Source organism: Rhizobium sp. N731, from assembly GCF_001664145.1.
GTDB lineage: Bacteria > Pseudomonadota > Alphaproteobacteria > Rhizobiales > Rhizobiaceae > Rhizobium > Rhizobium esperanzae.
Genome location: NZ_CP013601.1, coordinates 4,233,774 through 4,246,900, shown reverse-complemented (window position 1 = coordinate 4,246,900; position 13,127 = coordinate 4,233,774). Strand labels below are relative to the sequence as shown.

General features: G+C 62.4%; 10 protein-coding genes. 3 read left to right on the top strand and 7 right to left on the bottom strand.

What is annotated here, in order from left to right; translation table 11 throughout:
* Position 1 precedes the first annotated feature (1 nt).
* The 3 genes from AMK02_RS20525 to AMK02_RS20515 all read left to right on the top strand — a co-directional run bounded on the left by AMK02_RS20525 (position 2) and on the right by AMK02_RS20515 (position 2,538).
* The gene (locus AMK02_RS20525; protein ID WP_064805683.1) at positions 2-910 is read left to right on the top strand and encodes a LysR family transcriptional regulator; all 909 of its coding nucleotides are present in this window, start codon (positions 2-4) and stop codon (positions 908-910) included.
* Between the two features lie 68 nt (positions 911-978).
* Positions 979-1,215, top strand: a complete 237-nt coding sequence (locus AMK02_RS20520; RefSeq protein ID WP_003567502.1) for an Lrp/AsnC ligand binding domain-containing protein — start codon at positions 979-981, stop codon at positions 1,213-1,215.
* 144 nt (positions 1,216-1,359) lie between these two features.
* Complete coding sequence (locus AMK02_RS20515; RefSeq protein WP_064805681.1) at positions 1,360-2,538, top strand: glycosyltransferase family 4 protein; 1,179 nt, start codon at positions 1,360-1,362, stop codon at positions 2,536-2,538.
* A 22-nt stretch (positions 2,539-2,560) separates the two neighbouring features.
* On the opposite strand, the gene AMK02_RS20510 is transcribed toward AMK02_RS20515, so the two are convergent.
* From AMK02_RS20510 to AMK02_RS20480, 7 genes are all read right to left on the bottom strand, one after another.
* Entirely contained in the window at positions 2,561-5,872 is a 3,312-nt protein-coding gene (locus tag AMK02_RS20510) for an oligosaccharide flippase family protein (protein ID WP_064805679.1), read from the bottom strand.
* Positions 5,873-6,063: 191 nt separating this feature from the next.
* On the bottom strand, positions 6,064-7,242 hold the full coding sequence (locus AMK02_RS20505) for a glycosyltransferase family 4 protein (protein WP_064805677.1): 1,179 nt from the start codon (positions 7,240-7,242) through the stop codon (positions 6,064-6,066).
* A 41-nt stretch (positions 7,243-7,283) separates the two neighbouring features.
* Complete coding sequence (locus AMK02_RS20500) at positions 7,284-9,764, bottom strand: glycoside hydrolase family 2 protein (protein WP_064805675.1); 2,481 nt, start codon at positions 9,762-9,764, stop codon at positions 7,284-7,286.
* A gap of 16 nt (positions 9,765-9,780) precedes the next feature.
* Positions 9,781-10,761, bottom strand: coding sequence for a DUF1839 family protein (locus AMK02_RS20495; RefSeq protein ID WP_189637024.1), 981 nt, complete (start codon positions 10,759-10,761; stop codon positions 9,781-9,783).
* Positions 10,752-11,660 (bottom strand): amino acid--[acyl-carrier-protein] ligase, encoded by a 909-nt coding sequence (locus tag AMK02_RS20490; RefSeq protein ID WP_064805669.1) that lies wholly within the window; start codon positions 11,658-11,660, stop codon positions 10,752-10,754. Before AMK02_RS20490 ends, AMK02_RS20495 begins: the two co-directional genes overlap by 10 nt.
* 4 nt (positions 11,661-11,664) lie before the next feature.
* Positions 11,665-12,846, bottom strand: coding sequence for an acyl-CoA dehydrogenase family protein (locus tag AMK02_RS20485; RefSeq protein ID WP_064805667.1), 1,182 nt, complete (start codon positions 12,844-12,846; stop codon positions 11,665-11,667).
* Complete coding sequence (locus AMK02_RS20480; RefSeq protein ID WP_064805665.1) at positions 12,846-13,097, bottom strand: acyl carrier protein; 252 nt, start codon at positions 13,095-13,097, stop codon at positions 12,846-12,848. Before AMK02_RS20480 ends, AMK02_RS20485 begins: the two co-directional genes overlap by 1 nt.
* Positions 13,098-13,127: the final 30 nt, after the last annotated feature.

The window sequence follows — 13,127 nt, the reverse complement described above, 5'->3', positions numbered from 1 at the left end:
AATGATCATGCTCGCTTCAAGACGTTTTCTGCCGTCGATTTCACATCTCGCCGCCTTCGAGGCGGTCGCCCGCACCGGCAGCGTGACGGCGGCGGCGCGCGAACTCGATCTGACGCAGAGCGCCGTCAGCCGCCAGGTCAGCGCACTGGAGGAGCAGCTTGGCGTCGAGCTCTTCCTGCGCGAACGCCAGACCATGCGGCTGACGCTCGCCGGCGACGGCTATTCCCGCGAGATTCGCGAGGCGCTGCGGCGCATCTCGAGCGCTTCCTTGAACCTGCGCGCCAATCCGCATGGCGGCACGCTCAATCTCGCCATCCTGCCGACCTTCGGCACGCGCTGGCTGGCGCCACGCCTGGGCCGCTTTCTTAGCACCAATCCCGGCGTGACCATCAATCTGGCGACCCGGCTTTCGCCCTTCGACTTCCGGCTCGATTCAATCGACGCCGCGATCCATTTCGGCCACGCGCACTGGCCCGGCGCGGAACTGACCTTGCTGATGTCGGAACGCACGGTGCCGGCCTGCAGTCCCGATTTCCTGAAGCAGCACAGGATTTCGCGCCCAGAGGATCTGCTTGCCGTTCCGCTTCTGCATCTGACGACGCGCCCCGATGCCTGGGAACAATGGTTCGCCGGCAATGGCGTTTCCTTCGAAAGCGTGCACGGCATGCTCTTCGATCAGTTCGCCACCGCAGCGCAAGCGGCGATCGCCGGTCTCGGTGTCGCCCTGTTGCCGACATTCCTGATGCAGGAAGAACTCAGGCGCGGCGATCTCGTTGCCGCCGTCGACCGGGAGATGGAGAGCCGGGAGCGCTATTATCTTGCGTGTCCCAGCGAGCGCGCCGATTATGCCCCGCTCGCCGCCTTTCGCGACTGGATCGTCGCGGAAGCGACGGCCGGAGCGACCACGTGAGGAACGGCTTGCATCCGCATGGCGCTTTCGACCATTATGCGGGCCAAACAACGTTGCAGGAAATTTCCATGAAGCCGATCTTCGTCCAGCTCCAATGCGCCCCCGGCAAGACCTATGAGGTCGCCGACGCCATCTACCAGACCGAGCTGGTCTCGGAGCTCTATTCCACAAGCGGCGATTACGACCTGCTGTTGAAGGTCTATATCGAGGAAGGCCAGGATATCGGCAAGTTCATCAACGACAATATCGCCAATATTCCAGGCATCGTCCGGTCGCTGACGACGCTCACCTTCAAAGCCTTCTGAACTCCCGTCAGACACGATTAACCCTGTTGCGAAGAATCGCTTCCGCAGGACGTTGCTGAACCCACGCCTTAACGCCTGAGATATCTGGTCGTTGCTATAAATCCGCGCCAACACGAGTTTGGCACGCGCAGCGATAGGTGGAAAATGGCGATCATCGAGGCAGATAGTGGGCGCGAGAATCCGCAGCCGCAAACGGCTCCGCTGATCGTCCATGTCGTGCGCCAGTTCCTGCCCAATCGCGGCGGCCTGGAAGACGTCGTCGCCAATCTCAGCCGCCAGACCCTCCGGCGTGGCTATCGTGTCCGCGTCGTTACGCTGAACTCGCTGTTCACCGCGCCTGAAGATAAGCTGCCGGCTTGCGAGAATATCGACGGCATCGAGGTGGTGCGCATCCCGTGGTCCGGCAGCAGTCGCTATCCGTTGGCGCCGCAGGTTTTTCGTCATCTCGGCGACGCCGATCTCGTGCACGTCCATGCCATCGACTTCTTCTTCGATGCGCTCGCCTGGGGCCGGCTGCTGCACGGCAAGCCGATGATCGTCACCACCCATGGCGGTTTCTTCCACACCCGGAAATACGCGGCGATCAAGAAGATATGGTTCCGCACGCTGACCCGCGCCTCGGCGAGGGCCTATCGCCGCGTGGTCTGCTGCAGCGCCTCCGATCTCAAGCAGTTTTCCGAGATCGTGCCGGACAGCGTGCTGATCGAGAATGGCGCCGATATCGGCAAATTCGCCGACACCGCCTCACGCCTGGCAAGGCGCCGCGTCGTCACCATCGGTCGATTTTCGGTGAACAAGCGGCTGGACCACCTGCTCGACGCGATGGCCGTTCTGAAGAGCCGCGATTCGGAATGGCATCTCGATATTGTCGGAGCCGAATCCGACCGGAATCGGGTGGATATCGAAGGCAAGATCGAAAGCCGGGACCTGACCGGCCGCGTCACCCTGCATGTGTCGCCAGACAATGATACTATCCGCCGCATCATCACCGCAGCCTCGCTCTTCGCCTCCGCCTCGGAATATGAAGGTTTCGGCCTGGTCGCGCTGGAGGCGATGAGCGCCGGCCTGCTGCCGGTGCTGAACGCCAACGATGCCTTTCAAACACTCGCCGACCGACATGCCGTCATCAGGCTTGCCGATTTCACCAGTCCGGAAACTGCCGCGACGGCCATGGAATCGGCTTATGCCGACCTTGGGTGCCGACCGCACGCCCTTCGCTCGGAGCTCCTTGACGCTGCGCGCGGCTATTCCTGGGATATCGTCGCCGGGCGTTACATCGATCTCTACAGATCGCTTGATATCGCCACTGCGGAAAGACTCTGATCCTGCCTAATCGAACACCCGCTTACGCTCTCGCCAGGCGAATGATCTCGTCGAGGACGAATTTGCGCGATTGCGGCGGCGTCAGATTGTGGTCCGCATCCGGCAGCATGAGCAGCCGCACGTTCGGGTAGCGGGAGAGCCTGGCGCCGCGCGGGCCGAAATGGAAATAGACATGATCGAGACCGACGTCGCCTTCGCTGTAGATCAGCGTCAGCGGCACCTTGCGCCTGCCGAACAGCGCGAAGGACTGTCGGACCTCGCGGGCGATATGGCGCCGGTCGGGAAGCAGTTCGAGCAGCGGCGCGACGAAGGGCGACAGTCGCCGGCCGCCGGCGATGACGATATTGCGCAGCGCCGACACCACGTCCACCTGACCGCGCAGCAGCCGCTTCAGCGTGTCGAGCCGCGCCAAGCGCTGACCGTAATCGTCGAGGCTGCGGGGAACGGAGACGACATGCTCGCGGCGCACCGGCACCTTCGGATCCCAGTAATAGACGAAGGGATTGATCGAGACGACCGCCTTCAGCCGCTCGTCGGCGACGCCGGCGCGGAAGGCGACATAGCCGCCGCTGCAGCGGCCAGCGACCATGACGGGGCCGGCAACGACGCTTTCGAGCAGATCGAGCGCGGCGATCGCGTCGTCGGTCTGCGTCATCGAATAAAGCACCTGCTCCGGCGCATCCGGCCGCGGCGGGCTGTCGCCGACATTGGCGGAATCGAAGCGCAGCGACACGACACCGTGGCGCGCGAGTTCGCGCGCCATGTCTACCGTCGTCCGCCCCCAGCCGGCATGCCGGTCATAGGCGGTCGACAGGAAGAGCACGGCATTGCCCTTGATCTCGCCGAGCGGCCGGCTGACGACACCGACCAGATGATCGTGACTTCCGAAACGCACCGGCGTTTCCAAGAAGCCTTCGCCGGCAAGCGGCGTGGTTTCGATCGCTGCCGGCGAATGAGCGGCCGATATCTCCGCGGTCGCCGTCTTCAGCCAATCCGTCAGAAACTCGACGACATCAATGGGTGTCTTGGCGAAGAGCGGATTGGTGACGAGCTCGTCATAGCCGTCGAACACTTTCTGCTCGACATTGGCGCCAAGCGCCTGCAGCGCATCGGCAAAGCCGGTATCCTCGGCCCTGACCGGACGTTCGAGGATCAGGTAGCGGGACGCCGCGAGCCCCTGCGGCGCGGCGATGTTGAGCTTGCCGAGCTCGGCGGCGATCTCTTCCGGCATGACAAGCCCGGCGATCTGCACCTTTGCAGCCTGCACGTGCTGCTGGCCGAGGCCGAGATCGGCGTCGATGATCTTCGACCACATGTTGAGTTCACGCATATAGGCGCGGCCGCTCAGCACCGGTGCCAGCATGACGAGGCTGTCGACGCCCTCGATCGAGGAGCCGATGCGCTGGGCAAGGGTTGCGCCAAGACCTTGGCCGATCAGGATGATGCGGTCGCAGCCGGTCAGCGATTTCAGCTTGGCGGCCGCCGCGCGGATCGAGTTTTCCCAGGTTTCCAGCCTTGCCGGCAGCGCACCGAAATCGAGCGCATCGCCGGTGCCGCGGTAATCGAAGCGCAGGCTGGGTACGCCGATATCGGAGAAATGTTCGGCCGCGACGCGGAAGAACTTGCGGCTGCACATTTCCTCGAAGCCCCAGGGGCTGACGAAGAGCACCGCGGCCGAGCGTTTCCCGGCTTCAGGATTTTCCGGCATGAACAGCCCGATCGTGCCATCGAAGACCACGGGCAGGGCGGCGTTGCGGCCGGCACCTTCAGCCGATTCGAGCGAAAGTTCGCCGGGCGCGACCTTGGCGCGGTCGGGATCGCCGGGGCGCCCCGGCGCAATGAAGTCGATCACGCGGCCGACCGGCCGCCGCAGCGCCGACGGCATCTTTTCGACAATGGAGCGCACGACCTCGACATCCTCGACGGGCACCGCGCGCAGCACGCGGAGTGCGGCGAAATGTGCGAGCGTGCCGGCGATGATCGCGAAGATAAGACCGATCGGGCCATGGACGAATTCCAGCACTGAAATCGCCGCGCAGGCGCACAAGACGGAGGCGAGCGTCACCTTCGTCAGGCTTGCGTAGAGACCCGAAAGCTGGGACCCGAATCCTGTCTGTCTGATCATCATCACCGACATCGCAACGAACACGAGAATGCGCACGATTGCGGCCCCCTCGGCGGCAAGCCTAGGTACGATCAGTAAACAACCCGCTACCATGAGGAGGCCACCTATCACACTGATGTTCAGGCGGGAGCGGGCCTTGTCCATCGACAGCAGATAGAGGCTGAGGATCTGCATAAAGGTGTAGGCGGGAGCGACGAGCGCGAGCAGCGCAACCACCGTGCCGCTGCGGCGGAAGGCTTCCCCGAACACGACGAGCACCAGTTCGCTGGAGATCGCGGCCAGCCCGAGGCTCATCGGCAGCACGATATAGGCCATGCTGCGGGTGACGGCGGCGAAGACCTCGACCGGCAAGGTCGAATCGTCGCTGCTGTGCCGCCGTTCGGAATAATAGGGCAGCAGGCTGCCGGTCATCTGGATCGGCAGTTGCAGCGCGATGTTGGCGATCGACAGGCCGACGGCATAATAGCCGACCATCTCCACAGACCAGAACTGCTGCAGGAAGAGCAGTTCGAGCCGGTTGAGGAAAATGGAATCGATGATGAACTGGATCGACAGGATGATGGAGGAGGAGGCGAGGTACTTGAGTGAAACCCCGCACCAGTCGCGCCGTGCAAGAAGGATCGGCATTGTGGCGAAAAACAGCACGAGCTGGCCGAGCGCATAACCGACGAGAACGCCTTCGACCCCGTAGAGGACGGCGCCGACGGCGACGCCGGCGAGCTGTAGGGTAGAGACGGCGACGGTCAGTTTGAAGAAGCTGCCCAGCCTCTTTTCGCCGATCAGGTAGAATTTGACGAAAGATCCGATCGCCTGGACGAAGAACAGCACGCCAGTGACGAGCGCGACGGAAGGCGCGGTTTTCGCCCAGTGCATCTCCTCGGACGTCAGGAAGAACAGGGCGTAGAGCGCCAGCAGCAGCACCGTCGAAAACATCATGAAGCTGACGAGGATGGCGGCAAAGCCTCTCCGGCGTCCCGCGTCATAGCCCTCCGCCGAAAGCTGCGGCAGGGTCTTCAGCAGCGTGATGCTGGAGCCGAGCTCGGCGATGGAGGCGCCCGTCATCACCAGCCACAGCGAGAAGGCGACGATGCCGTTGGCCTCCGGTCCAAGCAGGCGCGCGGTGATGATCGAGGAGACGAAGCCCGTCAGCAGCAGCAGCATGCCTGCCGCCGCGTTCATCACCGAATTTGCGATAATACCCTTCGACATCTGTCCATCCGCAGGATCAGCCTAAAGCGCGTCGCGATCTTTCAGATTCGCTCCTCGCGCTTTAGGTTTTTGTTTTTACGCATGTCGTTATCGCAAAACCGCTGCACACTTTTGCGCAACATGCTTTGCAGCCGCATGCCCGTCATCACTAATGCGAAAATGTTAAAATAAAGCGGAGTGGCAACCTCACCTTAGCTGGCCTGCATCGCCGCCAGCTTCTGGAGCGCCTTCTCATAACTGTTCTCTGCGAGGTAGCGCAGCAGGAACTCCCGTGCCTTCCCGGCCTTCTCCCGTGCTCGCTCGGGCGCACGGAAGATATCGCCGAGATGCGTGGCCGCGATTTCAGGGGAGGGATCCGCCCAGACCGCGCCCGGCAGCCCCGCAAATTCTGGATGAGAATCGACGACGGGAATGAGGGGAGAGGCGACCAGCCAGCTGTTCTCAGGATCGCAGAAATCTTCCGTGCCCGACCAGGCGGTTGAAATGACCGGGGTGCAATGCATGATCGCCTCGGCTACCGTCAGCCCGAAACCTTCCGAGCGATGCAACGAGAGATAGGCATTGGAAGAGCGGATAAGGCCGTTGATCTCGGCGTTCGAGAGCTTGTCGGTGATGATCCTGATGCGGGGATCGCCGGCGATCGAAGCGATCAGTTCGCGCAAGCTCTCATCCTTGTCGATGTTGCCGCTGGCCTTCATCAACAGGAAGGCGCTCGGGCGTTCAGCGCTGAATAGCCTGAAGGCTTCGATGACGGCTTGCGGGTTCTTCCGGTTGATCGAGGAACCGGCGCTGAAGATGAAGCTGACGAGAAAGGCGTCCTTGTCGATGCCGAATTTCTCCCGCATGCCCTCTGCCGCCGGCTTCTCGGTTACGGGATGCGGAACCACGATGACGGGCGCCGCCGTCAGCGGTGCAATCGTCCGCCTGGTGAATTCCGAGGGCACGAAGACGGCATTCATGTAACGCAACCCGTTGCGCCACTCCGCCGGCACGACTTCAAGCTCCCAGGCGAAATAACCGATGTTGAAGGCACGGGTGAATTTGGTGACACCCATCTTCAGGATGGCGCGCGGCAGCATCGGCGGATTGAGATGCCAGATACGGCTTCCCGGCGGTTCGGTCGAAAGGTGCGACGACGCCCAGCCGGCAAAGGATTTTTCGTCCGGGTGCGTGCTGACGTCTGAGAGCGAAATCGCCCGTCCCGCTTGGGAAAGCGCCCCGGCACAGAGCCTTGCCGATTCACCGACACCAACGGGCATCGAGAGATAGCCGACGATTTCGACCGGCTTGCGCGGGTTGAAGGCGAGGCGCGACCGCGGGATCAACTGCTGCAGGATATGGGCGCGTAGATAGCGGTATACCGTTCTCAAATTACGATCTTTCGGTGAGCTTGCATCGTTCCCTGCGAGCCTCAGCCCGTGAGCCCGATGCGGCGCGAACTGCCTAGACTTCTGATTTCGCCCGTCGGCGGAACATCGCTCTCAGTGCCGGAAAGCGCGGAGAGCTTCACGCGCCGCACCCGGCCGGGAGCAAGGTGGAACCAGTCGTCGTCGGCCCTGTAGCCTTCGACGTCGATATGCAACGATTGCGCCAGCCGGTCGGTCCTGAGATCGATGACCCAGCTGTCGCCGTCTCTGCCGAGTGACGCCTCGATGCTGGCGTCGTGCAGTGCTTTTCCGCGTCCGCAGGGGAAATGGAAGCTCTCGGCGAGAACGGCGTCATCGGCGAGGGATCGCAGGCGCGCCACACTTGCATCATGCGCCGGCGGGCCGAAACGGAAGGCATAGGTCGTATCGAAGAAGGCGCCGAACAGCGCGGTCGAGGCAAGACGTTCCGCGCTTCTTGCCGCCAGCTTGAAAGCCATGTTGCCGCTGACGACCTGCTGTTTTCCATCACGCAGGCAGACGACCTCGAGTTCCAGATCGAGGTCGGTGTCCGTCTCGTTGACGACATGCACGTCGAGACCGTTGGTTCCCTCATCGGTGAAGACCGCCTGAACCGGCCGGAAGGCACGTCGCATCGCATACCAGACAGGTTTCGGCTCGCCGGTGGAATCGATCACGCCCCAGCCGGGGCCGGGCAGCAGGTCCTGCAGCGTCCAGACCAGCCCTCCGTTGCAGCCGGAGCCCTTGCGCCGCCATTCGGCGAAGGTCTCTTCGATCACCTCGCCGGTCACGGCACGGGAAAAGTCGAGATAGCGTTCCTGATCTTCGCGGCGCAGCCGGGCCGGGTCGAAATCGTAGAGAAGTTCGAGATAAAAGTCGCGAACATCATCGAAATCCCACGATGCGCTGCGGTCGCGGGGCACCCGCGCCTTCCACTGCGCGCTATGGACGGCGGGCACGTCGAGATGGCGCTGCAGCGTCCTTTGCTGCGGCACATGCGCAAACGCGAGGCTTTCGGAGGCAAAGCGCACATCGGCGCGGCGGGCATCGGCAATCGGCCGCATATAGGCGCCGACGCCGTAATAATGCGCAATGCCGGCATTGGGCGAAAAGGGCATCGCTCCGCCGTAGGGCGAATTCGGCACATAGGGCACGTCGGGACGCATGCGAGCGGCGATCGCCGGGATGATTTCGTCGGTCACCGGTCCACTCCAGAATTCCATGGGCAGGCCGAGCATTGCCGCCTGCTGATGGATCTCGCTGCCGCCGCAGAGAACGGCAAGGGAAGGCGACGCCTGGACGCCGTACAGGAATTCCTCGATCTCGGCATGCACATGGCCGAGAAAGGCCTTGTCGTTGCGCGGATAGTCGAAATTGGCGAACATGAAATCCTGCCACACGAGCAGGCCGAGCTCGTCGCAGAGCGCAAAGAAATCGGGCGTCTCGTAAACCATGGTGCCGCCGATGCGGATCATGTTCATGCCGGCTTGGCAGGCAAGCTGCAGGAACGGCTCATAATCCGCCCGCCCGCCCGGCAGCCGCGCAATATCGGCGGTCGTCCAGACCGCGCCGCGGCAGAAGACTCGTTCGCCGTTGATAAGGAGCGCGAAGTCTTCGCCATCTGCACCGCGGTCGACGTCGATGCGCCGGAAGCCGGTGCTACCGAGCGAATATTCTTCGCCGTCGGAAACCAGCGTCAGATCATAGAGGCGCGGAGTGCCGTGTGTATGCGGCCACCAGGGCTCGATGTCGGACAGCTTGAGGATAGCCGAGTAATGATTTTCGCCGATCTTCTCGAAGGGCTGTTCCATGCCGCCGCAGCGCAGCAGCATTGCTGGGCCCTCGGCATTGTTATGCAAGGAGACGCTCAGCCGGCCGACGCCGCTCTCTTCCAGGACCGCGCCGATGGAGACATTATCGATCGATATGGTATCGCGTTGCGCCAGTGAAATTGGCCGCCACGGCCCGACCGCATGGATATCCGGGCACCAGCCCGGCATATGGCCGAGCAGTGTCGTGCGGAAATTCTTCAGGCCCGCCGGCGTGATCATCTGCGGCCGCCAGCGCGCCCGCGGGCCGGGTTCGGACAGCCGGGGGCCGAGCGCCCGGAAGCAGAGCGCCAGCTCGTCGCCGCCCGAAAGCGTCACCGGGAGCTCATGCGCCGTGAACATGCTTTCGGAAAAGAGGATTTCCTGACCGTTGAGGAAGACATTGCAAATCGTGGCCAGCCCGCCGAAACGCAGGATGGCTTCGCCGGGCTCGGCATCAAAAAGCCGGCACAGGTACCAAGCGTCCTTCATATTCAGCGGTTCGGGATTTTCCCGGTCGAAGAGCCCGGCTTTTTCAAGCGCTGCCGCAACGGTGCCGGGAACGGGTGCAGGAATAAATTGCGCGGAAAGAGGAATATCGTGCGGTACGGCGCAGGCGCCCGGCTCCGTCAGGATCAGGTTCCAGCCTTCGGAAAGCATGCTTTCCCGGGCTCCGATGCTTGCCAAACGCCCCCGCATTGTCTGATCTCCGGCCTCAGATTCGCTCCGCAAGCGATGCCATCATGGAATCCCATGCATCGGCGGCCGGATCAAGGGCTGCCTGCAGCGGCTCGAACTTCCTGCGGGCGATAGCGCGGGCAAGCTGGAACTGCACGGATTTCGCCGCGTCGGAAATGCGCCGGGCATCCTCGGCGGCCGCCGCGAATTCGGTTGAGGACAGCCAGGTCAGATAATCAGCCGCCAGCTCGAAATTGGCGCCCGCCTGACGGAGCGTGTTGAAGGCATATTTGTGGAAGAAACCGAACGGCCGCTCCGCCACCGCTTCCACCTGTTGCGGGAAGACGCGGGCGAAGGCGCGGATCGGGTTTTGGCGGGGGCGCCTGGCGAAGTGAAAACCGGCAAGCCGCCGCGCGGTCGCGCGAAGATGCGCTTCGTCGGCGGGCTTTTCCGGAAGCCGCGCAAATTCCGTATAGGGCAGAAACGGCGGATCGCTTTCCGTCAGCTGCAGCTGGAACAGCCCGTCGAAATCCTCGCCCCCGAGCTGGAAATAGCCTGCATTGTGAAAATATTCGACGCGCTTTGCCGCAACATCAAGCCGGTTGATCGCAACCGTCGTCTTGCCGTGCTCCTGCCGGTAGGCGGTGCCGCGCGTATCCGGCATATAGAAGGAATCCATCTCGATCAGGCAGAGACGACCGCGCGCGGTCTGCACTTCGACATGCCGTTCGACGCGGTCGTAGATCGCAAGCTCGGTCGCGCGGATGCCGTAGAGCGCTTCGAGATCTTCGAGCGGCACTTTGAAGAAGGTGAACTGGTCGCCCTCGAAATCCTGCGCCAGGGTAAAACCCAGCATCGCCTCGGGGGCGACGCCCGATGTCGCCAGCACTTCGATCCAGAGATCGACATAGCAGTTGGTTTCCGGCCATGCACGTTCGCCGGAATGCAGCGCGTGCTGCCGGTAGGTTTCCGGGCTGATTCCCGGGAAGACCGATGTCATCGCCGTCATCAGCCCCATAGCGTTTTCCGTACGCTGACTGGCCATTCCTTTACGTCGAGGCCATGGTGGTGGAAGAGGGCGAGCGCGATACGCTCCAGGCCGAAGCCGACGCAGGCGGTATGCGCGACGCTGCCGTCTTCGAGGTTGAGGCCCCACTTCAGACCGAAGGAGTCCTGATGGTAATTGAAGCTCATGCAGGCGGTCGGCTTGGCTACTGAGGTAATCGGGATCAGCAGCTCGAATTTCAGGTTCTGGTCACGCTGATTGTTGACCATCATCTTGCCGGCACGGCCGAAGAACGGATCGTTGGCAACGTCGATGGTCACGTCGAGGCCGACCTGCTTCATCATCTCGACGCCGCGGTCCATCCAGCGCTGGCGGAAATCGGTGACGTGCTGCTCCGTTCCCATGCAGACATATTCGCGCATGCGGAACAGCTGCTGGCGGGCCGGATCCTTCGACGGTTCATGGCGGAAGCAGTAGGACTGCAGATCGAACAGGCCGCCCGTCTTCGGCAGGTTGCCGCGCTTGGCGACCGTTGGATAAAGCGGGTAGCAGGCGGCTGGCGTCAGCACGATATCGGTCGCTTGCTGGTCCTTGGTCCAGTCCTCGCCGACCTCCATGCATTCAAGCAGGCTCATATGATCGAGCTCGCTGCCGCAGAAGCTGTGCACCGTGCCGGCAAGCTGCGGAAAGCTCTTCATGTAACCGCTCTTTTCGAAGAGCGCACGGTTCATGCCGGGCGGGAAACGCATCGCCTCGGCGACGTCGGCACCGCCGAACCTGTCGATCAGCCGTTCGAAGGCGGTGATGACATCTTCGAACTGGCCGCTGCGGCCATAGAGACCGTCAACGCCGGTATCGATCAGCAGACCGGACTCGAAGAGCCGGTCGAGAAACGAGGTCTGCATATCCATGGCTTTACCCCAGTAGGCTAGTGTCCTGCTTATGGACGAGAAGCATGCTCGACGTGTTGCCGAGGATGCGGTCGTTCGAGATCATGAGCTGTGCGGAATGGGCGTCGCGCAGATGGCGTCCGAGGCTGAAGGGCGTGCCGTTCTTGTAGCCCATGATGCCACAGATCAGCATGGCGTGGTTGACGATCTCCAGGATCGTCTCGGAAGAAGCGATCTTGACGTTGTTCATCGCCACGGCAAAACCCATCGACGACAGCCGGTCCGGATCTGATTTGGCGTCTTCATAGGCCTTGAGCCCGGCCACCACATTGGATTTCACCATCTGTAGCAGGTTCGAGACCTCGGCGAGGCGCAGTGCGCCCGGCGGCTGGGCATCGGGGGCTTTGCGGGCAGCGGCGCGGACGAATGTCTGTGCGCGGGCGACCGCGTCGACCGCGATGCCGTACCAGACGCCGCTCCAGAGCAGATGTGAGGAAGCGAGCATGGATTGCGCGGCGATCTCGGCGAAAGGCTTCGGCAGAATTTGCCGAGCCGGCGCTTCGCCTTTGAAGAGGAAACCGTCGGAACAGGTGCCGCGCATGCCGAGCGTGTTCCAGGCATGCGTTTTTTCGAGCGTATACTGATCCTTGAGGAAGGCCGTCAGCACCTGATCGGAAGAGGCTGCCTGCGGATGGCTGCGCGAAGTGATGAGGATGGCGTCGGCATGCGAGCCGTAGGAAATGACGGTCGCATCCTTTTCGAGGCGGCAGGTATCGCCGTCGACCTCGATCGCACAAATGCTGTTGCGAAGGTTGCCGCCGATGCCACCCTCGGTCGTGGCCGATGCGATCAGCAACTGTTCGGCTGCGATGCGGCGCATGAAGCCGCAATGCCACTCGTTTTCGGCGCCGTGCTCGACGAGGCTCGACAGCTTGATATGGTGCATGGCGAAGACCATGGCGCTTGCGGCACAGGCCTGGCCCAGCATCGAGCACAATTCGGCGATTTCGGTGATCGAGGCCGATTCACCGCCGAGTTGGCGCGGCACCTGGATGCCGAGCAGCCTTTCGGCCTTCATCGCATCCACGGCTTCCTGGGGAAAGCGGCCTTCGACGTCGACGGCATCCGCATGTCTCGCCGCAACTTCGGCGACACGGGCGACCCTTGCGACAAGACCGTCCTCTATGATCTTGACGGAGAAGTTCATTAGGCGACCTTCCGACCATCCTGGATGATATCGACCGTCTTGGCGATGGCCGAGATGCTCGCGAAGGATTTGCGGTTCAGCAGATTGTCGGGAAATTCGATGTCGAAGGCCTCTTCGATGCCGAGCATGAGCTGCACCGAGGCAAAGGACGTCAGACCTGCCGCATAAAGATCGGCGTCGTCGGCGATCTGGTCGACCGACGTATGAAGTTTGCCGAATTTGGCTACGAGGTCGCGGATTGTCTTATTCATCCCATCACTCCAAGATTCTCATGATCCCGA

Bases quoted from the DNA above. Each gene is read 5' to 3' on its own strand.
- AMK02_RS20495 (WP_189637024.1), bottom strand. From the start codon at position 10,761: ATGGGGCTGATGACGGCGATGACATCGGTCTTCCCGGGAATCAGCCCG.
- AMK02_RS20510 (WP_064805679.1), bottom strand. From the start codon at position 5,872: ATGTCGAAGGGTATTATCGCAAATTCGGTGATGAACGCGGCGGCAGGC.
- AMK02_RS20480 (WP_064805665.1), bottom strand. From the start codon at position 13,097: ATGAATAAGACAATCCGCGACCTCGTAGCCAAATTCGGCAAACTTCAT.
- AMK02_RS20520 (WP_003567502.1), top strand. From the start codon at position 979: ATGAAGCCGATCTTCGTCCAGCTCCAATGCGCCCCCGGCAAGACCTAT.
- AMK02_RS20515 (WP_064805681.1), top strand. From the start codon at position 1,360: ATGGCGATCATCGAGGCAGATAGTGGGCGCGAGAATCCGCAGCCGCAA.
- AMK02_RS20485 (WP_064805667.1), bottom strand. From the start codon at position 12,846: ATGAACTTCTCCGTCAAGATCATAGAGGACGGTCTTGTCGCAAGGGTC.
- AMK02_RS20500 (WP_064805675.1), bottom strand. From the start codon at position 9,764: ATGCGGGGGCGTTTGGCAAGCATCGGAGCCCGGGAAAGCATGCTTTCC.
- AMK02_RS20525 (WP_064805683.1), top strand. From the start codon at position 2: ATGATCATGCTCGCTTCAAGACGTTTTCTGCCGTCGATTTCACATCTC.
- AMK02_RS20490 (WP_064805669.1), bottom strand. From the start codon at position 11,660: ATGGATATGCAGACCTCGTTTCTCGACCGGCTCTTCGAGTCCGGTCTG.